Origin of the sequence: Chryseobacterium fluminis (assembly GCF_026314945.1) — a bacterium.
In the GTDB taxonomy this organism is placed as follows: Bacteria; Bacteroidota; Bacteroidia; order Flavobacteriales; family Weeksellaceae; genus Chryseobacterium; species Chryseobacterium fluminis.
Genome location: NZ_CP111121.1, coordinates 54,174 through 74,361, shown reverse-complemented (window position 1 = coordinate 74,361; position 20,188 = coordinate 54,174). Strand labels below are relative to the sequence as shown.

The 20,188-nt window shown below is 36.3% G+C and carries 21 protein-coding genes and 3 pseudogenes; 7 read left to right on the top strand and 17 right to left on the bottom strand.

The genetic code is table 11. The annotated features are described in order from the left end of the window. Position 1 precedes the first annotated feature (1 nt). The 4 genes and pseudogenes from ODZ84_RS00360 to ODZ84_RS00345 form a co-directional block, all read right to left on the bottom strand. Positions 2 to 1,504 carry a SpvB/TcaC N-terminal domain-containing protein gene (locus ODZ84_RS00360; protein ID WP_266174986.1) on the bottom strand — a complete coding sequence of 501 codons (1,503 nt, stop codon included), beginning with the start codon at positions 1,502 to 1,504 and terminating at the stop codon, positions 2 to 4. A gap of 677 nt (positions 1,505 to 2,181) precedes the next feature. Then, positions 2,182 to 2,700, bottom strand: coding sequence for a CPBP family intramembrane glutamic endopeptidase (locus ODZ84_RS00355; RefSeq protein ID WP_266174985.1), 519 nt, complete (start codon positions 2,698 to 2,700; stop codon positions 2,182 to 2,184). A 165-nt stretch (positions 2,701 to 2,865) separates the two neighbouring features. Next, a complete protein-coding gene (locus tag ODZ84_RS00350) occupies positions 2,866 to 3,969 on the bottom strand; it encodes a linear amide C-N hydrolase (RefSeq protein ID WP_266174984.1) in 1,104 nt (367 codons plus the stop codon). A 275-nt stretch (positions 3,970 to 4,244) separates the two neighbouring features. Then, positions 4,245 to 4,695 (bottom strand): annotated as a pseudogene (locus tag ODZ84_RS00345) (hypothetical protein). 68 nt (positions 4,696 to 4,763) lie between these two features. Between ODZ84_RS00345 and ODZ84_RS00340 the strand changes: the two are divergent. The 3 genes and pseudogenes from ODZ84_RS00340 to ODZ84_RS23345 all read left to right on the top strand — a co-directional run. Beyond that, positions 4,764 to 5,129, top strand: coding sequence for a lantibiotic dehydratase C-terminal domain-containing protein (locus ODZ84_RS00340; protein WP_266174983.1), 366 nt, complete (start codon positions 4,764 to 4,766; stop codon positions 5,127 to 5,129). Further along, on the top strand, positions 5,126 to 5,746 hold the full coding sequence (locus ODZ84_RS00335; protein WP_266174982.1) for a DoxX family membrane protein: 621 nt from the start codon (positions 5,126 to 5,128) through the stop codon (positions 5,744 to 5,746). The genes ODZ84_RS00340 and ODZ84_RS00335 overlap by 4 nt, the downstream gene beginning before the upstream one ends. 48 nt (positions 5,747 to 5,794) lie before the next feature. Further along, positions 5,795 to 6,001 (top strand): annotated as a pseudogene (locus ODZ84_RS23345) (cysteine peptidase family C39 domain-containing protein); the annotation flags it as partial. A gap of 48 nt (positions 6,002 to 6,049) precedes the next feature. Here the strand turns inward: ODZ84_RS23345 and ODZ84_RS00325 are convergent. Both ODZ84_RS00325 and ODZ84_RS00320 read right to left on the bottom strand, forming a co-directional pair. After that, positions 6,050 to 6,265, bottom strand: a complete 216-nt coding sequence (locus ODZ84_RS00325) for a hypothetical protein (RefSeq protein WP_266174978.1) — start codon at positions 6,263 to 6,265, stop codon at positions 6,050 to 6,052. Positions 6,266 to 6,308: 43 nt separating this feature from the next. After that, on the bottom strand, positions 6,309 to 6,968 hold the full coding sequence (locus tag ODZ84_RS00320) for a tetratricopeptide repeat protein (RefSeq protein WP_266174977.1): 660 nt from the start codon (positions 6,966 to 6,968) through the stop codon (positions 6,309 to 6,311). A 187-nt stretch (positions 6,969 to 7,155) separates the two neighbouring features. On the opposite strand from ODZ84_RS00320, the gene ODZ84_RS00315 reads away from it, so the two are divergent. After that, a complete protein-coding gene (locus tag ODZ84_RS00315; protein WP_408612367.1) occupies positions 7,156 to 7,551 on the top strand; it encodes a transposase in 396 nt (131 codons plus the stop codon). A gap of 40 nt (positions 7,552 to 7,591) precedes the next feature. After that, positions 7,592 to 8,949 (top strand): IS3 family transposase gene (locus ODZ84_RS00310; protein WP_408612347.1). Its coding sequence is split into 2 segments (ribosomal slippage): positions 7,592 to 7,927 and positions 7,930 to 8,949, totalling 1,356 coding nucleotides; the frame shifts between segments, so codons are not numbered across the junction. Between the two features lie 14 nt (positions 8,950 to 8,963). Here ODZ84_RS00310 and ODZ84_RS00305 read toward each other — a convergent pair. The 3 genes from ODZ84_RS00305 to ODZ84_RS00295 form a co-directional block, all read right to left on the bottom strand. Next, positions 8,964 to 10,577, bottom strand: a complete 1,614-nt coding sequence (locus ODZ84_RS00305; RefSeq protein ID WP_266174976.1) for an AAA family ATPase — start codon at positions 10,575 to 10,577, stop codon at positions 8,964 to 8,966. Positions 10,578 to 10,961: 384 nt separating this feature from the next. Further along, positions 10,962 to 11,282, bottom strand: a complete 321-nt coding sequence (locus tag ODZ84_RS00300) for a hypothetical protein (RefSeq protein ID WP_266174975.1) — start codon at positions 11,280 to 11,282, stop codon at positions 10,962 to 10,964. A gap of 28 nt (positions 11,283 to 11,310) precedes the next feature. Next, positions 11,311 to 11,568, bottom strand: a complete 258-nt coding sequence (locus ODZ84_RS00295; protein ID WP_266174974.1) for a helix-turn-helix domain-containing protein — start codon at positions 11,566 to 11,568, stop codon at positions 11,311 to 11,313. Positions 11,569 to 12,138: 570 nt separating this feature from the next. Between ODZ84_RS00295 and ODZ84_RS00290 the strand changes: the two genes are divergently transcribed. Continuing rightward, positions 12,139 to 12,354: a hypothetical protein gene (locus ODZ84_RS00290; protein ID WP_266174972.1), complete on the top strand. Its 216-nt coding sequence runs from the start codon at positions 12,139 to 12,141 to the stop codon at positions 12,352 to 12,354. A gap of 143 nt (positions 12,355 to 12,497) precedes the next feature. Next, positions 12,498 to 13,569, top strand: a pseudogene (locus ODZ84_RS00285) (DUF932 domain-containing protein). An 837-nt stretch (positions 13,570 to 14,406) separates the two neighbouring features. On the opposite strand, the gene ODZ84_RS00280 reads toward ODZ84_RS00285, so the two are convergent. Genes ODZ84_RS00280 through ODZ84_RS00245 form a run of 8 tightly spaced genes read right to left on the bottom strand, consistent with a single transcriptional unit; the run spans position 14,407 to position 20,173 of the window. After that, positions 14,407 to 14,847, bottom strand: coding sequence for a DUF3872 domain-containing protein (locus tag ODZ84_RS00280; protein WP_266174971.1), 441 nt, complete (start codon positions 14,845 to 14,847; stop codon positions 14,407 to 14,409). Between the two features lie 9 nt (positions 14,848 to 14,856). Further along, the gene (locus tag ODZ84_RS00275; RefSeq protein ID WP_266174970.1) at positions 14,857 to 15,417 is read right to left on the bottom strand and encodes a conjugal transfer protein TraO; all 561 of its coding nucleotides are present in this window, start codon (positions 15,415 to 15,417) and stop codon (positions 14,857 to 14,859) included. A 1-nt stretch (position 15,418) separates the two neighbouring features. Then, positions 15,419 to 16,321 carry a conjugative transposon protein TraN gene (traN, locus tag ODZ84_RS00270; RefSeq protein ID WP_266174969.1) on the bottom strand — a complete coding sequence of 301 codons (903 nt, stop codon included), beginning with the start codon at positions 16,319 to 16,321 and terminating at the stop codon, positions 15,419 to 15,421. 15 nt (positions 16,322 to 16,336) lie between these two features. Further along, entirely contained in the window at positions 16,337 to 17,629 is a 1,293-nt protein-coding gene (traM, locus tag ODZ84_RS00265; RefSeq protein WP_266174967.1) for a conjugative transposon protein TraM, read from the bottom strand. Beyond that, on the bottom strand, positions 17,592 to 17,900 hold the full coding sequence (locus ODZ84_RS00260) for a hypothetical protein (RefSeq protein ID WP_266174966.1): 309 nt from the start codon (positions 17,898 to 17,900) through the stop codon (positions 17,592 to 17,594). Before ODZ84_RS00260 ends, traM begins: the two co-directional genes overlap by 38 nt. Before the next feature lie 9 nt (positions 17,901 to 17,909). Then, a complete protein-coding gene (gene traK / locus ODZ84_RS00255) occupies positions 17,910 to 18,533 on the bottom strand; it encodes a conjugative transposon protein TraK (protein WP_266174965.1) in 624 nt (207 codons plus the stop codon). A gap of 13 nt (positions 18,534 to 18,546) precedes the next feature. Further along, entirely contained in the window at positions 18,547 to 19,539 is a 993-nt protein-coding gene (gene traJ, locus ODZ84_RS00250) for a conjugative transposon protein TraJ (protein ID WP_266174964.1), read from the bottom strand. A 1-nt stretch (position 19,540) separates the two neighbouring features. Then, the gene (locus ODZ84_RS00245; protein ID WP_266174962.1) at positions 19,541 to 20,173 is read right to left on the bottom strand and encodes a DUF4141 domain-containing protein; all 633 of its coding nucleotides are present in this window, start codon (positions 20,171 to 20,173) and stop codon (positions 19,541 to 19,543) included. Between the last annotated feature and the right edge of the window lie 15 nt (positions 20,174 to 20,188).

The window sequence follows — 20,188 nt, the reverse complement described above, 5'->3', positions numbered from 1 at the left end:
GTCAGATAATCACCAGAAAATCCGATTTACCATTCCCGCTCAAATCCACCGATTCCGTTACGGCCAATGCACTTGGATATTGTTCAAACGGTTGGAACGGTTCCCAGCCTTGTCCGGTATTGGAATAATATCCGGGTGGACTGCTTACCATCAGGTCTTTAATTCCATTACCCTGTAAATCGGTAATGACACCCGAATCGCCCACGGCAAAATCAGGTACGGTTTCCGGTTCGGAATAATGGCCGCTTCCTTTCGGATTATAATACAACGATCCGCTATCGCGGGTATATAAAATGCCGGGTAAGCCGGCGCCGTTTAAATCAACCGGAAGGAAATCGCCTGCATCGAGGTTTCCGGGAATAGTCCCATCATCTGCAACAGTTAACGTACTAAACGTTGCAGTTGGTGCCACATCAAATACCGAAAAAGTAAGCTCCAGATCCGGTTTTGCTAATAACTCGTAACTGCCGTCACTTTGAATTCTACATCCTGTAATGGTTACCTTTTTCAGGCAGGAGATCACTGCGGTCTGATCCGGTACCTTACTATAATCTGTTGTATCATAATAGGCAAGTTGCAAACGGCTTACCAGAAAGGGATTTCCGTTGTTTTCGTTTTCAAAATGATGAAACAGCAGTATATTTTGGCACCTGCGATAAGTGCGCAGTTCGAAGCCACTCCTAAACGAAGAAAACGGATCCGGTCGGCATGCCGACGGACGTACCTCAGCATAGGGGTCGGCCGCAGTTGTTGTTAAATTATCCAGTTCATGCGATCCGTAGTCAAAAATAACTTCGAAGGCAAATTTTTCTTCTTTAGAAGTATTGTAATAATTGCCGTAAAAAATACGGTCAATATAATTTCGTGTAAAGGCGCCTCGGTTTAATACTCCTGTTTCCTGATCGTTTTCCCGTTGGTACCGAAACTGAACTTTATTTCCTTTGGGATCGGTTATCGAAACGATTTGCCAGCTAAAGATCCGGGCCGCATTATCGGGATCGGCAACACGCGCTTCGGGAACCGATCCGTATTCCGATACCGTATTATTGGTTGCGAATGTACGCCAGAAGCTCTCATCGGTGGTTTGGTTTTTATGATATTCGATACGGGAATAATCATCTTCCACACGTGGAAAATAAATACGAATACTCCATATATCACCTTGTTGATCAATTTCGGTGCGGGTCGCATTTTCTTTAGGTACCAGTTCTTTTCCGGAAAAGAGAAAAATATCGGTTCCGTCATATTTGGGGATTCCTTTTTCGGTTCGAATTGTAAATTCGGGGATTTCGACATCCCAGCCTACGCCAAAGATACTGTTACCCGATCCGGAATTGTAAGCCAACGAAAGGGACGGCGCTAACCCACGGCCAGTCGTTATGGGAACCGGGATTGTATAGGCGGCGGTTCCTGAAAATGAATTGGGCTGAAATGTTTCGCCTATTCCTTTTATTGCTCCTCCTCCACCGGGCAGGGAAGCACCAGAGATCGATACTTTTTCCATAGCTATCATTTTGACTGACTGCAATTAAAACACGTTTAAATGCAGAACGACCTAAAACAAACAGAATTCAAACAAAAAGTTTACATTTTTCCTTGCGATCTAGTAAATCAGATCAGTATATAGGGTTGCAAACAAAATAATTTCATAAGCAATTATACCCCCACAAGGTATGTACAAAAAAAAACATCAAATAGCGTAAAAGTACCTGATTTACAATTACGTATAAACACCCATTTGCGAAGAAATCTCTGTAACAGCTAATGATGTAGATGTTGGTAAGGAGGCCGGAAGAATCCGAAAATTTTTGAGTAAAAGAACTTAAGGGATTTTGAAATACCATCAGGCACCAGCAATGGCGGAAGTTAAAGTGGTTATAATTATTCAACGAAATTGAATATACAAAAGAAATTTATTAAGAATGCTTGATCAAAATGATCAAGGAGAAATTATGTTGTACGGTCAGCCAGGAGACATTTGTGGTGTCCAGCAACAATTCGGCGGCCCTGAATGTCCTTGAAAAACCGGAAAAGAACGGGATCTCTCTATCGCTGCGCTTTAGGAGCTCCCGGAATAATAAAAACGTTTATTGAGTTCCAGACTAAGATTCCGGATCTGTCAGACTGGAGACTATCAACTCAAAAAGAGAAACTTTTAAGAACATAATGAGAAACATAGGGCTACCAGATAAACTGGTAAAACTCGATGTATCCCAAGTAACTCAATGTGAGAAAGACGGTATCGATCAATCCGTGGATAATGATATTGATCCAGATATTTTTAAATTTGATATATAAAAATCCAAAAGCGATCCCAAATACGAATGTCATGATCAATCCCGCCATACCTTGATACAAATGAGGCAGGCAAAACATCAATGCAGAAAGAATGACTATAAGAATTTTCCTATCACCGAAGATATTTTTGAGTTGAGCAAAAGCAAATGCCCTGAATAGCAACTCCTCTCCTACCGCAGCACTGATCCACATTCTGTAAAGCCACTTGAGATACTGTGCCGTGTCACCTCTGATGTGTTCAAAAGTAGAATAATCCGCTGGCTCATTACAAAGCCAATTGACCAGCGGCTGGATCATAAAATCCACACTCAATTCTAAGACCAAATATGAAACTACAATGTTCTTAATGTCACCTGATTTGAGATTCTTGAAATTAAGTGGTTTCAGATTTCCATTCTGCAAAAAAGTGCTGATTAAGATAAAAATTATAATGACACAGAAAGTATACGGAAATTTGGTCAGTGGATTGTAGATCAGTAAAAAAGATATGGTAAGTAGCGCTAATGATACCCATTTAGTTTGTAATAGCAATGTCATTTTCATAATCCTAAAGTATAGTGTACAGCCTTAAGATGCCGGCAGAATATTTTCAAAAAACTTAGCAATATTCTTTTTCAGTTTTTCAAAAATGTCTGATTCGCCGAATTCCTTATTGTCATAGCCTATCGGGAATCCTTTCTCAACATATTGATTATTTTTCTCAGTCGTAAGATTTTGAAAATAGTCGTTAACAATTCCAGTCTTATCAGTATGGATATCCAGGTATTGTATAACAGCATTTTTGGAAAAATCCAAATTTCTGATATCTATGGTCTTTACCTCTTTCTTCAGATCAGACCTGAAATACAGGTTCATTTTCTTAGTATCAATGACCGTCTGCCATTCGCCGGGATGTATGGAATTCAAAATATTCCACGCATAGTCGACAGGCTTTTTATCGTACGTGTAATTTTTCAGCATGTAGTACGCACGGTTGTAGCGATCTTCCCAATTTTGGTTCTGTTCAAAATCAAATTTCTCATTTCCACCAAGAAAATCAAATTTTTTAGCAGCTGCCAGATCCTTATGATACTGATTGTTGCAAAGCAAAGGCATTGGCATTTCTTTATTTGTAAGTACTTTATACTGACCGTTCAATAGGGCAATTGTTGCAGAATTTCCACTTGCATCGGTCAGGAAAAAATGACTGCCGGCCGCATTGGGCCACCAGTTAATGTTTGGCCCATCATTCAGATGATCCACCACCTCTTCTACAGTTTTGTAGTTATCCAACTGATATTGGATCCATTGTGCCCAGAACATATCAGGCTGTTTTGGATTATATACTTTACTGGTTTCTTCCAGATATAATTCAACTAAAAAAAGACCTTTTTCATTGACTCCATAACAGGGAAGATCATATCCCAATAGATTGAACGTAACGGAGCCGAATTTTGAAGTCCATCTTTTCTCAGCCTGTAACTGATCAGTTGTTAAATTCTGCCAGCTGATGTTCCTTTTTGGAATATCACGCCTGTTGATTACGATCATTCCCGGCATTGTTTTCCAATTTTCATTGAAGCCAACGACGTTATAATTTTTACCGGTCAGCAAAAATGCCGAGCACGCTTTACTTTGAACTGAGTAGATGAGAACGCATATCAGGATACAGCGCAGAAAGAAAATTTTCATAAGAATAATATTATAATGTATACCAGGAATAGATTGATTGGCAGGCCTGGATCTTTTAAAGAACCCTTTGTTCTGTAATTTGAATATTTAACACTAAACAAATCTACAATTATTAACCAAGCAAAGTCAATGGTTATTTGTAACCAAATATGATCAGATTAAAAGCTGTCAATGTTATATAATAGTTTTGGGAAGTTCTGGGTTTGCCTCTATAGTGTAAAAATTCTATGGATCAGTTTCAAAAGTTGGGAGAAAATTAATATTAGTAATTGAACTCATCTCGACTTTTTCATCATCTTTTTACAGGCAATAACAATAAAAGCTAAATAATTAAATCCTATCCAGCTGGTAATGGTGGTATCAAACCTGTTGAGCACCGATCTGAAACTATCCAGCCAGGCATTTGTTCTTTCTATGGCGTATCGCTCTTTGTATAGTTGATGATCAAAATAATGGTCATTATCTATATTAGAGTTGACGGTAGTAGCCGAAAACTGTCTTATAATGAAGAACTTCTTTACTGAACAATTGTAAAACAGGTAAAAGATACCATTGAATGCCTGTTTTAAGTTTATATAAAATACAGTTAATAATCTCACAAATAGGTGCTTTTGATTTGAAACCTCTTTTTCCAATTGGAATATAAGGTGCAATTTCTAATTCTATTGTATCTTTGCTTAGTACTTGGTACAAGGGATAGGATTTTTTTTGTTTAGCGGCACTAATTTCCTAATCCCTTTTTTTATAGCAAACAACTAATCTATTTTTTTTCAATAAGTCAAGATCATTTCAACATGAGTATTTCATTCAGACAAGAATATTTATTTGATGATAATAATTCAAAAATTTTAAATAAATTATATCGAGAAAAAAGATATTTGATAGAAAACATTATGGATGGAGCTACGAACGATATTTTTATGGATAAATTAGGCGCAATACTAAAAAAGAGAGATAGAGAATTAGAAAAAATTATAAGCACTATTAAAAAGCAATGTCAGATTTCTAAATTGGATTATAGAAACTACTTACCAAGCTATATTCATATGAATATAAATAGGTTAATTCCTTCTAATAATAGGATACATGAACTGTTACTTTATGATTATTTAAAGAGATATTATGCTAGTTCAATCGCAAGAAAAAAAGTTCATCTATGAGAATTATAACTACAAAAAGTAAGGCTTATTTCATTTTATCTATTAGAATACTATTAGCTTATATATTTATCAGCTATGGCTTCTCAAAGATGATAAACAATCAATTTTCTATAAGTGAATCGGAGCTTTCTACACCCATAAGGGATTTAAGTCTATTCAAAATTGCTTGGCATTTATTTAATCATCAGCCTTTTAAATACTTTATCGGAGTTTCACAAATAATCTGTGGTTTATTGCTTATTTTCAATAGAACTATAATTTTAGGAGCTTTTTTATTTCTTCCTATTGCTGTAAATATTTTGATAATAGATTTAACTATCATGCCTCCTTTTATGGCACGAGGCTTTGCTTTTAGATTATCTTTTTATATCATTTTAGATTGTATAATTCTATACTCATTTAAAGAAAGGATAATAATTATTTGGAAATCAATGACAGATAAGGCAAAAGTAAATTATAAATTTTCGATTTGGCAATATCTTCTATTACCCGTTTCTGTAATTATTTTAGAAATAATGGGAGCCTTACCCCAAATCATTGTAAATATAATTATTAATCCAAGTTACATACAAGAAACATTTTCGCTTATTGAAAATTTAAAAGAAATTTTTAATTAATTCTCTAAAGTAACAATTTACTTATCGCATTACAATCTATAATTTAAAATGCAAAAATATTTTCCCTTTTATCGTCAACCCGATGCAAAATACTGTGGCCCTACATGCTTGCGGATCATAAGCAAATATTATGAGAAGAGCATTTCCTTACAGCAAATCCGTAATCTTTCTGAAACTTCACGGGAAGGCAGCAGTCTAATGGGCTTAAGCGATGCCGCCGAAAAATTAGGTTATAAAACGTTAGGATCAAAAATTGTTCTTGTTTTCATTAGCGAGATTCGAGTGTTTTAATAAAATCTTCGATTAATTGTCAATTTTTCTATCGTAAATCTTTACCGCATTTTCATATGTCTGATCTTCTGTAAGCTGAAGAAATTTTTCTTTATCATACTGTATTAAATATTCAATAAATGCTCCTGCAATCGGATAGATAATACTTTCTTCTGCTCTTCTGTTATTCTGCCATATTTCTTTAATATTGACAGGATCTTTTAGATATGCCTCTTTTGCTGCTTCCATCCTGTTATTTCCTTGTTGGTCAAAATAAACCCCTATGCCTTCATTAAGACTGGTTAAGCCTGTTATGAGAAATACAGAATTGGGCAAAGGTAAAGCCTAAGTTTGTTTTCAGATAAGAGTTATAGCTTTCCTCCGTGCCCCAGACAAAAAAGTCTATTTTTTTAGGAAGTACCGAATTAAAGAAACTATTAATCTTTTCAAAAGCTTTTTGTCTTGTATCAACAATATTCTGCATTTTTTCTGCCGGAATTGACTGTTGAAAATGAAAAATAATATTTTGTGTTTCTTTTATTTTCCAGTCATCATATATCGGATCCAGACCTGTAACTAGCCCAAATTTCAACAGCTCTTTTTTTAATACTTCATTTTTAGAATCCTTAATCAACTGGTCATATATTCTTTTTGCCTCTTTTGTGTTTCCTAAGCCATAATTGGTTTTAAGGGATTCTATTAAGAATTTTTCATCATTGCTGCACAACTTTGTCAATAATGCTCTCGCTGCCGAATAATCATTTTTTGAATTGTAGATTTTTAGAAGTATCAATTGGGTGTCAAGATCCTCTGGTGAAGATATAAGAGTTGTCTGGGCAAGTTTAATGGCTTTGTCATATTCCTTTTGGTTATAAAGATCTTTAAGATTGGCTTCCTGTGACAATCCTAGAGTAAAATACACTAAAAATAAAATAATATTAATTTTTTTCATCCTTTCATTTAGTTTAACTGCTAATCTAATAAAAAAAGAAGCTAAAACAATTTCTTAGTAAAATAATTGTCAGAAATGAATAAGCATCACAAGACTTTAGGTAATCTTGCTAACAGGAAAAATATAAGATAACAAATATAAAATAGGCAGGAAGCTTCGCAAAAATGTAAAGGAGATTACCCTTGATATGGCAGGGTCTATGAAGCTTATTGCCAAACGGTGTTTCCCTGATGCTATTAAGGTCATAGACCGGTTCCATGTTCAGAAGCTCGCCACTGAAGCCCTTCAGGAATTAAGGATCAACTACCGTTGGGAAGCTATAGAATGGGAAAATAGCCTGCTCGATGAAGCAAAGAAAAACAGGGAGCCTATTGAGATAGAAACGTTTGAAAACGGTGATACCCGCAAACAGCTTCTGGCAAGAAGCAGATATTTACTCTACAAAAGCAGGGAAAAGTGGACGCCTTCTCAAATGCAGAGAGCTGAAATTTTATTTACAGAATATCCTGATTTAAAGAAGGCATATGGGTTATCGGATGGATTAAGTGTAAATCGTCAGCAAAAAGTGGACATTAGACATTAAAAATTTAAGGAGTGTTTTCATAAAAAGAGTAATTTTAATTATGGCAACACCGAAAAAGAAACCGACCGAGAAATTCGTAAAAGATATTCGGCAGAACACCCGCAGAATATTCACTGCAGAGCAAAAGATTTTAATCGTGATGGAAGGTCTTCGAGCGGAGACTTCCGTAGCCGAACTTTGCAGGAACCATAATATTGCACAGTCGCAGTTTTATGCCTGGAACAAGGAGTTTATGGAAGCAGGAAAGAAGCGCTTAAATGGAGATGTCGCTCGCGAGGCTACGAGTGATGAAGTATCAGATCTGAAGAAGGAAAATGCACGTTTGAAAGAGATCGTAGCTGATCTGGTCGTTCGCTATGACATTGTAAAAAAAAGTTTAGACAGGCTGGATTAATCGATAAATACAGGAAATATATGAGATTATCGGCAGCTGAGAAATACGAGATCATTCAAACGGTAACCACAAGTGAACTCGGCGTGAAACGAACCTTGGAAAGTTTTGGAATTGCTAGAAGCAGCTTTTACAAATGGTATCAAAGCTACTTGGAAAACGGCTATGATGGCTTGGAAACTACGAAAAGAACAAACCATAGGCAATGGAACAGCATTCCTGAAAGACAGAAAGATCTGGTAGTAGAGATCGCTTTGGAACACACCGAATTATCTGCAAGGGAACTGGCCTACAAAATTACCGATGAGCAAAGTGTTTTTATTTCAGAATCTAGTGTTTACCGGATTTTGAAGCAAAGAGACTTAATCCCGGCACCGAATCATTTTCTTCTTTCGGCAGCAAATGAGTTCAAAGACAAAACGGAATTTGTGCATCAAATGTGGCAGACAGATTTTACTTATTTCAAGATCATAGGCTGGGGATGGTACTATCTGAGCACGATCTTGGACGATTACAGCCGCTACATCATTCACTGGGAGCTATGCGACTCAATGAAAGCCGAAGATGTGAAACGAACGGTGGACACAGCCATTAAAAAAGCAAAATTAAAGACCAAAGCCAAACCGAAACTGCTCTCGGACAACGGTTCCTGCTACGTCTCCAATGAGTTGAAAAGCTATCTGAAAGACGATTTAAGGATGAAACAGGTTCACGGAAAACCAATGCATCCGCAGACCCAGGGCAAGATTGAACGTTATCACAGAACGATGAAAAATGTAGTGAAACTAAATCATTTTTATCATCCCGAGGAACTCATCCAGGCACTGGAGAAGTTTGTAGAAAACTACAATAACAAGCGCTATCACGAGTCGATAAATAACCTCACTCCAGCAGATGTGTACTTCGGAAGATCAGAACAGATTTTGGAAAAAAGAAAGCAAACAAAAGCGGAATCCATCCGAAAAAGAAGACAAATATATAACCAACAAAAATTAGTAAGTTTATAAATCGAAAATCCTCCTTAAGGATTTAAACTAAAATGTCTAAGTTGGTTTGAAGACGTACAATATTCGCTATGCGTTTCGATAATTAATTGTATGTTATATTTTTCTGACGCATCCAAGAACATCTCTGCCAATATGGATTGCCATTTTGGATGAAGGTAGTTTTCAGGTTCTTCAATCACTAAGATGCTAGGTCTATAATTAATCTTAATCATTTCTCCATCTCCCCTGTAATCATAAATATGATTTCTTAGCTCATTCTTTTTAGAAAGAACACTTATCTGCATTAAAATTAAAATCAACTGTTTGATTCCGGAACCAAAATCAACAAGTTCCCTTACTTCTCCATCTAAAGTTTTAATAGAAGCTTTCATAAGTTGATAACTTAAAAGATGTTCAACTTTTATCTCTTTTCCTATTTCAAATTTTACAAGATATTTTTTTATGAAATTATTATACTCTCCTTTTAAAGAATCGAAGTTTCTTAATAATGTCGTAAAAGGTGTATTTACATTCGTACTGTAACCTCTTGAATTCTCCTCTCGAAGAGCTGAAATAATATGTATACTTGAGATTCTATTTGCCAGATTCTTCCAGCTTGTTTCAAAACAGTTGACAATCACATTGTATGTAAATTCATTACTTTTGGGTTCATATTCATTCCAAGACAGTTGATTTTTTAAAATATCCAGTGATTTTTTATATAAAATATGCTCTATCCCTAATCTTGCGTCAAAAATATCATCAATATCGAAATCGTATTCACCAATTGCTGATTTTCCTGTTTTAGTCTTTTCTTTCAATTTTTCATCTATAAATTCCTGCCACTTTTGAGTGTTAACAGCACCTTTGAAGGAATTAATAAATGTTGATGGAATAAAATGAATTGCTCCTTCATAAGCTACCTTATCACTATGCTCAAGCCAATCAATATTTCTATTATGTTTTTTATATAATTTATATATTTTCAGAAGTTGATCTAAATAATTTTTAAGCATCTTTGTATTAATGGTCCATTCTACAAATGAATCCAATGGGTTTCTCATTGGCTGAATTAACAACCTTGGGTTCATTGTAAAAATACTATATTCATTACCCTCAGCAAGCACCTCTTCACGCTTTCTATCAGCAATTATTTTTTCATCCTCGTATTCTTGTTGTTCTCTTTGAAATTCTTCTTCATATGCTTTTTTTTCATCCTGTGTGGCCGTTCTATATATGAAAGAAAAAAGTGTATTATAACCTTTAGCACTGTAGTCTTTAACTTCAATAGCTCTTAGTTTTGCCTTATAGCTATCATCATCCGCAACTTCAAATGTAAGAGATACATATAGCTTTGTCAGTCCTAAGAATGTAAATGGTAAGGATATATTTACGTGCTTATTTTCTTTATTGTGCAAAAGATTATTAAAGTCACCCAATAAATGTTCCTGTTCAGTTAAATCAAGATCAAATGGAAATAAATGCCCATTCATACTATTCCTTACCATTTGAAGTAACTTTGTAATTGAGCTCTTACCCGTATTATTCGCACCGGTTATTAGGTTGATACCTGCCATTTCGGTAAACATACCATCTTTATCATCAAATATCCTAAAGTTTTTTACTCCTAAAATGTCAATTGGTTTCATCGTTTTTTTAATTGTTGTAGTATATTTATTAAAAATAAATTAATTTCATAATACAAAGTAATTAAAAAACAGCGCAGTCTATTTGCGCAGTATAATCATTTTGTAAAATTTAATAAATGTTATTTTCATATCATTTTACTCTATTCAAACAGCTTCTCTCAGCGTATTATCAAAACATCACTGCAAAAGATTTCAAACCATTGTTTTCTAGATTAATGAAACTTCGTTAGAGTTAAGTATAAACAATAAATAATATCCCCTCAATTTACAACATACTATTTTATATTTTGATATTACTAAGATAGAGTACTATAAATGAAGTATAAATAATTAAAAAGTTACTTTCTCAAAAATTTGAAATTATTAAAAGTAAAAAAAATGTTTTTATTCTTCTTTAGAAGTCGGTATCAATTTCGCTGTAAAATCTAATATAACCACTTGGCTTCCCTGGAAGGGATTATAAGACGGCTGATAATCAATATAGCCCAAAGAGTGTAGATTCTTAATGCATTTGTGATAGGTGGCTTTTGAACGAATTTTACTAATACGCATCACTTCATCACGGGAAATACTGACCGGATTTCGAAAACGGCTGAAATTCCAAAACTGGAATAAGGCTAAATAGAGACTGATGTGCGATGGATTAAGCGTATTATCCTGAGCCACTTTTTCATAGAAAGCTGTGAGATGTTTGATATAATTCATAATTTGGTTTCCTTGTTGTGAAATATTATTACTTCTTCTTCAACATATCTTCGATGTCTTTGTAATTGTAATATAGCGTACCGCCAACACGGGTGTAAGATAAGGTTCCATTGATGCGCAGGTTTTGCAATGTTCCGGAAGAAATTTTCAGAAGTTCTTTGACCTCTGACGAACGCAGCCATAACTTCTGTTGGGAAATCTTAATTTGAAACAGATTTTGTATGTCTTTCAGCAATTCTATTTTAAATTCCTGAAGATCTTCTTTGGTAATTAGGTTTACGACCATATTTTTATATTTTTTCTTTTATACAAACGTCAATTTGATCAGCATCATAATCCAATTTAATAATTTATGCTGTCTCGAGATTGATGGTTAAAAGTATATTTTAGTCCGTTCCCATACAATAAAAGGTAAGAAATGGAGCCCTTTGGCATTGTGAGTCTAATCAAAAGACGATACGATGGTGTCATAGACGTGAGTCAGGAAATTTTCCATAACAAACCGGTAAAAAGGCAGCTAAGGTATTGTTGCCAGCCAACGCTTTACCCACCAAAAGACTACGGCATAAACGGTTTCCTCCCTGAAGGTGCCCTCCAATTATTCTGTTTCCTTTTGGTCAATTTTCTATGTCAACACTTCATATCTGCTTTCTTTTTTCCGGTTTTTCTTTTGAAAAATATTCAGCGAAGCCTGAAAGGCTTAAAGGAAATGGATCGGAAAAAGAGATTGAAAACAAATCAAAATGTACAATCTAAAAAATAACGGTTATGAACATGAGCGTAAGACTGGCAAGAGATGAGGAAGTGCGCACCCCCGTCCAATGAAAAAAAGTGATCATTTTCTTACTTGTTACGAATGGCAACTAACTGCAACCAACAAAGCAAACGAATCGAACAGACTACCTATTTCGATTTTGCCGATTGGATTTCTCCAAAAGTAGCGGACTTTCTGACAAAAGAAACTTTGGTCGAATTAAATGGAAGAATATGCACTTCTGTATGGTTAGGAAAAGACGGAGAACCCCATGCAGCGCTTAATTTCCACGTCAGAGATCAAAGTTCACAGCAGTAGCAAACGAACTGATAATAAAGCTGAACAATCTAAAAACAGAAAAGAAAGTGGTTTCTAATTCCAATTCTAAAACACACGAGGAACATAATGATCTTCCATTTAAAACAATTAAACAAGATTTCCAACAATTAAATATTAACATGATGGCACACAATTTAAATTTCAACAGCAGAACAGGAAACTATTCATTTTTCAGTGTTAAGGAAAAACCGTGGCACAATTTAGGGCAGATTGTAGAGAAACATCCGGCAAGCCAAGAAGCCATAAAATTTGCAGGACTTGACTATGAGGTCGAAAAATCTCCCCTATTTACTAGAGGTTCTGGAATTATAGAAAACAACAGCAGAATCGAAATAACGGATTCAGCGTTGGAAGTTCCCAACTATTTTGCCAATATCCGCACGGACAACAACACCGTTTTAGGAATAGTCGGAAAAGATTACCATATTGTACAAAACCGCGAAGCATTTTCATTTTTTGATTCCATTGTAGGCGGTGGAGATGGTATTTTGTACGAGACTGCAGGGGCTTTAGGAAATGGCGAGAGAATTTTTATCACGGCAAAACTCCCTGACTACATCCGTGTCGGAAACGGTGATGATATTACTGAAAAGTATATTTTCCTAACGACCTCTCATGACGGAAGCGGAAGCATTACCGCAGCATTTACGCCGATCCGCATTGTTTGCCAAAATACGTTGAATGCTTCTCTAAAAAACATTAGCAATGTTGTACGTATCCGACATACGTCAGGAGCAAAAGAACGTCTAGAGGATGCACATAAGGTCATGGGATTGGCCAACAGATTGAGCATTGAATTAGAAAGTACTTTCAATCATTGGTCAAAGATCACAGTTGGAGACGCTGAAATGAAAAGCTGATTCAATTGGCATTATGTCCCAACAAAGAAACATTAGATCATTTGAACAAAAGAAATTTTGATGATCTGTCAACCGTTTTTAAAAATACCGTTGATGATGCGTTTGCCTATGCGATGATAAGTGACACCCAACAGATGGAAACCACCAAAGGGACTTTGTTCGGTGCTTATAATGCCGTTTCTGTTTTTACCAAAATGTAAAAACCTATAAGGACGATGAAGCCAAATTACAATCCATTATTATGGGAGGTTCTGCGCAGATGAAGTCACAAAAAGCTTTCGAATTGTGTATAGGTTTTGCAAAAAATGGTAAAGAAATTCTCAATCTGAATTAATCATTTAGGTAACTGCTATTCAAGGCGGTTACCTAAAAAATTATTATGGTGATAATTTAAGATTTACGCGGCAAAAGCATTGTAGTCGCTGACTTGGATAAAGCCACCCAACAAGTGGAAATTTTTAAGAAGCATGCCCATTATGATATAAGCCTTGCGGAATTCGACAAAATGCAAAAAGCCTACTGGACAGACATTTATAACAAACTACTATTACTAAAAAAAATGAGCATCCTATTAGAAAAGACTAGTATAAAGCGTTGTCTATCCTTGGCAAAAGAATTTGAAAATCTTCATCTTTTGAATATGACCCGAATAGACAATGAAGATATAACAAGAGCAAGAAATTCCTTGGAAATGGTAATCCATTCCAATGACATAAGATCAATTACGGGAAAAATTCTAAAAAATCAATTCTAAAAATGATTTGTCTTAAAGATTAAGCTATTGCTATTTCGGCCAATACAAAACGTCTCAAAACTCTTACAGTTTCGAGACGTTTTTATTGGATTATTGAAAAAAAATTGGCAAAATGATACTTCCGATTCAGATCCGAAACATCTTTTTGCATCCACATGGTCACAACACTTTTAAGTCTCCTTGCAGATTCACAGCTGTTTAAAAAAGTTGTGGAATTATTATTTGTTGCTAACAATAGATTGTATCGTATTTCTATAAATGAGAGCAGCCTGCTTTTTGATCCGAGATAATTTATTTTTGGTTGCAAATTCTCTTAGATCAAGGGCTCAAGCACTGATGTGGCAGATTAAGTCAGCCTTTTACTTAGGCAGTCAAGTACAAAAACAGCCTGAAAAATACCAAACTGCTTTTCTAGATCTAATCTGAATGATCGAATTCAAAGTCGATCTGTTTTTTATTCCCAAAACTATCCTTAATCCAAATACTAAATTGTTGGGATCCTGTCGATTCGGAGGTATAGTACAGTCTAAACTGTTTATTGGGTAATAAATATTCATCATTAGGGAGATATGGTGTATCACTATTATATTGCAGTTTTCCATTTCCTTCATATTGAAAATAGCGAATGTAATATTTTGTTCCACTATAGTGAGATTCTGTCTCTAGTGAAATTCGAATTTCTACAGTTTCGTTTTCTTTTATCTTACTTGGAACCGGCATCACATTGACATTAAATGGAAAGTTCTGCTCTATTTCCAAATCATTGTCCTTACAAGAATTTAAAACAATACTCGCGAAAAATAGAATGAGCGAATATTTAAAGATATTGTAGGACTTATAATTAATTACATAGTTCATAAAAATAATTTAAAAGTTATACCTTATTCCAGCACCAATCAGCGGGTGCAAATTACCGAGCTGGCTATTCTGCAAAAAGCATAATTGTCCGTTAACGATAAAGACCAAATGCTCTGTCAGATAACTTTCTAAAGAAAGTTTTCCAGCTGTTCCGTAAACAAAATTTCCTGTACTGTTTAGTAATGAACCGTCATAAAGTTCTGACTGATCTCGATTGATCTTTTCATAACCGATAAGACCGCTGACACTCAGGTTAAAATTTACATTACGCATAGAATCTCCCCATATATACAAGCTGTATCCACCATTAAATAAAAAAGTATCGATGGGAATATCATACTCTCTGTATTCATAATATTTCCTGCTGTATTCTCCTATTCCAAATAAATAATTTCCGTTTCTTTTATAAGAAACAAGACCTGCTGCCAAAACATACTTTTGCTTTTCTGATGATCCGGAAAATACAGAGTAAGAGATTTCAAATCCTTTTTGTTTTGGAATCATCTGCTGCGCCAATGACTTTGAGCCCATTGTTAAAATCAATAACATTGCTATTAATAATCTCTTCATATCAGTTGATTTTAAAATTTAAACTGTTGATATATTTCGCATTGATCAACTCCCTGTTCTCAAGCTCTACTTTTTGGTGCCGCCCGCCGTTTTTTTCCAGAACTTCGATTTCCAAAACCTGATCATCTAAAAGCGTAAATCGCTCCAGTAAGTAAACTCCTATCACATTGGAATGGTGAGTTGCAGTCACCGTAGGTGAGTAAATCCTTACTGGTTGCAACAGCTTATCCTGGACAACCGTCCTTTTTAAATTCTTCTTATCGACGATCTTAAAGTTAATCAGTTCAATATCGTAATCCACATTGCTGTTGTTATCAACCTGTAAGGTAAAGTAGAATTTATTGTCATTCACATGTAAGGCACGAACAGAAAACTGAATCCCAAAACTTTTTGATGCGATATGCTTAACCGTTTTTCGACTCTTCCTATAAAGATTTTCCATAATCAACTGCGTCAGAGACGAAGAGCTTCCTTTCAAATCTTCAAAAAGTACGTCCGTTGAATATTGCTTCTCGACCGTTCTTTGCATTTTTACCAGATCATAACTGAGTACGTCAGGATAAGCGCTGTAAAAAACATCGAAGCTGTAAAATTTCCCATCATCTGTGATAACCGAAAAATTAGTTTCTTCTTCGAAATCCCGAACTGCCGCTTTTACTCTGAGAACATTACCAATAGGCTCGGCCTTATTGGCCACCAGTAATTCACTTCCAAGATCAACATAACGTATGGGCGATGGAAAGATCACATGACTGGTTTTACTGTAGGTCACCTGCATTCTGAAGGGATCCAATTTTGCTTGTTCCAGTGGGACGTAGGTTATCACGGAATCCTGCCCAAATACTTTGCTTACAATCAGCAGCAATAACATGATGAGAATATAATGACTCTTTTGTGTATTCATTTTTTAATTTTTTGATTAATTATTTTTAGGTACCAGCAAGACCTGATGACCTGTTTTTACGGTTACTTTTAGTTGTCTGACTCTCTTTTGAAAATAACCTGACAATCCCTGCACGACTCCCCTGCTCAAATCAGCGGCAACTTGTTGTCCTGCTGATTGCGTCATCATAATATTAGTCCCTGAAGTCTGGCTCATATTGGCAACAATATCACTGACCACATTTTGCTCCGGTGAATAAGGAATATATAAACCTGGCTGACCATCATTATCATGAACATTGATCTCTACAGCATAAATGTTTCCCTTGTACTCAATGGAAGAGATTTTTAGCTGAAGTCTTCCGCCCTGAATTTTACCAGCGGCAATTAAAAGGCTACCCCGAGGGATTTCAGTATGCCCCAACCTCATCCCCTCAATAAGTCTAATGGTTAATGTGCTTTCGTTCACTACCGTCTTTGTCTCATAGACCATACCCTTAATCACATTTTTGGATGGAGCTGAATTCTTTGAATCCTTTTGAGTCGCATAAAATCGATTCCGATTCAAACCTGCAATAAATACGCTATCTGACTGCTCTCTATACAATGAGGAAACAATGTTGGAATTTGCTGGAATTGCCGGTGTCAACTTAATCTTCTTCTCAGCTGGTTTTTCATCGTTTTCTTTTAGTGCTCGCTCCTCCTGTTTTGGAGTCGTTGGAAGATACTTGGCCGCCATCTGATAAGATTTTTCCATCAGCTGTAGCTGGTCATTCATTCCCAGACCTTCAGAAGCAGCATTGTTTTGCGTCATCTCGTTTTTTAATCTTGAAATTTCTTTCCTCAGATTATTGACTTCCTGATCATCCCGACCATAAAATAAACTTAAAGTCTGCTGAGCATTACGATAACTGTTCAAAGCATTCTGATCCGATTGTTGAAGCCCACTAATAGTTGGATTTGGTTGATTATTGGTAAAATTTACACCGTTTTGGTCATTCCAATAATCTGATAACGTAGTTACCGCATTCCTCTTCTCTTCATTACTTTGCTCCAACAACTGCTGCTCATAAGCCTTTTGCTTATCCGATTGCAACTGGCCGTCTTTTGCCTGTGGAATGGCTGCATTAAAGCTAGTTCCATCAGGGATAGGATTGCTATCTTTTGGCTTAAAAATAAGGTACAAACAAGATGCGCAAGCGGCAGCCATCAAAAAATAGATGAAAGGCTTCTTCAGTTTTTCCCATTCAGCTTTGGAATCATCACCCATTCCGTCAGAATTTTGAGGGAGATCATTTTCTGTAATTTTTATTTTCTCTGAATCTTTCATATCTATTTTTTAGGAGGTGATTTACGGTGTCATTATATACAGAAGCTTTTTCTACCGATTTCTTAGTAATACCGTCAATGTGGTTGATAAACATTGTATTGCTTTTTTGACCTGTTGAAATAATAATGTTGATAAGAACGATGACAGTTAGAAAAACATAACTGCCAAAGAAAACCTTTGTCATCAGTCGCTGTTTCTCTACAGAAAGAGCTTTCCAATAATCCTCTGCTTTTAAAACATAGTGTTCGACCTTGTCTCTTAGTTTTTTCATTATTTTTATTTAGCGTTCAACAGTTTCGATATCTCTATTTTCAATGACGTTGAGTTTTTCAATCGTAAATCCCTGCGGATTGCTGTCAGACCGTACAGAATTCACCAATGAACAGTTAGTCACTAACTTTCTGATGGTAAGGTTACTTGATCTGATAATGAACTGCCTGGCGTAAGTCTTTACGTCGTAAGGGTAATGATCAAAGTTGGCTACAACGCTGTCTACCTCAATCCTCTGCTGAATATTACCGGAAATGATTCTGTTATAATAGCCTTTTTCCTGAAGGTCTTTGTAGTAATTGAAGGCAGATTGGTCAGCCAGATTGAAAGCCCTTTTCACATTGCTTTCAATAGCATTCTTATCAGGGGCTATCGTGAAAAACAATTCATGAAAACGCCTGACATGCTCTCTTGCTTCAACGGGTCTGTTAATTGACATATCCTGTGATAAGGCTACCATTAAAGACTTGCCGTTGTCCAGCACATAAATTTTTTGACGCTGTTCTTCAGCGAACTGGTATGATTTGAATACGACTACACCTACAACTCCAAAACACAGCAATGCAAAAACAAACGTAAATAATCGAATCTGTTTGAAACTGCTCTCCATATTTCTTAAAGTTTTAAATTCCATAGAACTCTATTTTTTATTTTAATAATCTACCTGATATATTTCCTGTTGCGGAACCGGCTGCTGCTCCCGCAATATTGCTCGATCTTGTAGCCGTCTGGTTCACATTGCGCATGAAATTACCTGCTCCCCCTGCTTGGATCACCCAGCCTGTCACCGTTGGTACCGTAAAATAACCGATGATGCCAATCACCATATAAATAATATAAACCGTATTAGAGGTGTCAGGAATAAAAGTGGGATCAGCCAGCATCTCTATATCCCGTTCCAGGATCAGACTCTGGATTTTTGCCAGGATGGCACTGAAGATATCGGCAACCGGCAGCCACAGATAAACGCTGATGTACCTGTTCAGCCATTGGCTCAATGTGGTCTGAAAACCATCCCAGACGGAAATCGCAAAGGCTATCGGCCCCAGGATTGAGAGAACGATCAGAAAGAAGGTTCTGATGGTATCAATCACCAATGCGGCTGATTGAAACAGGATCTCCAAAAATTCACGAAAGCCGTCCCGGATATCTTTCTTAACGGCGAACATTTCCCTCTCAATATACATACCCGACATCGTGACAAGATCTGAAGGTGACCATCCGAGCTCTTCCAGCTTTTTGTCAAATTCTTCATTTGAAACGAGGTAGGCCATTTCAGGGTTTCTAAGCATCGCTTCCCGTTCCAAGAGATCTTTTTTTTGCTGCAGCTCATTCATATCCAACACCTGATCCTCGAGCATAGAATGACTTCCCTGAACAATGGGATTCATCACGCCGTTGAGGCTGCCCAAGACCAATGTTGAGAAAAACATAATGCAGATGCCAATGGCAAATGGTCTGAGCATGGGAAATAAATCAATCGGTTCTGCGCGGCTGAGAGACTGCCAGACTTTGATGGCTACATAAAACAGAGCTCCTAAACCTGCAACCCCTTTTGCTACAGCCGCCATATCCGCACACATCGGTATCATTTCTTGATAAACAGAACGCAGCACTTCGTGTAAGTTTGTTTCTTTCATCTTACCAGTATTTTTGATTGGCGGTTCCGTACAGATCCAAAACTCTTTGGGTATTGTTCTGTTTTTTGGCTCTCAGGTAGCTGACGGAAATATTCTTATTGGTGTAGTATCGTACCAGGTTATGGTATTCCCTCACCTCCTTATACACCCTGTCAACAACATCCATCCTTTCCTTATCATTAAGCGAAAGACCATTAGCGGTGATGATCTGTTTAAGTTCCTTTAACAGCTCCGTACTTTCCGTCAGAAGGGCAGAATAACCGTTGGCAATGGCCGCCAGCTCCTGGGCATTGAAATTCGGATCGTTCAGCATTTTCCCAAAATTCTTGACATATATCTCCGAGACATCCCCCACTAAAAGTACGGTCTGCTGAACCTTACGGGCATCCTTAACCAGGTTATTTATTGCTTTCAGCTTGTCGTAATATTCTTTACCCTGCTCATAGACCTTTTTGACCTCGTTGAAGTTCTTAATCACATTGGATACGGTTGATGAGGTCTGCACAATTTCATTGGCGCTGTTTAGAATTCCGGAAGCGAGATTGGCAGGGTCGGTTACCACGAATTGTGCTTTGGCATAGGTTGCAGTAGAAAAAATCGCTACCATTGCTGTTTTAATGATCAAATTTTTCATTGTTGTAAAATTTTA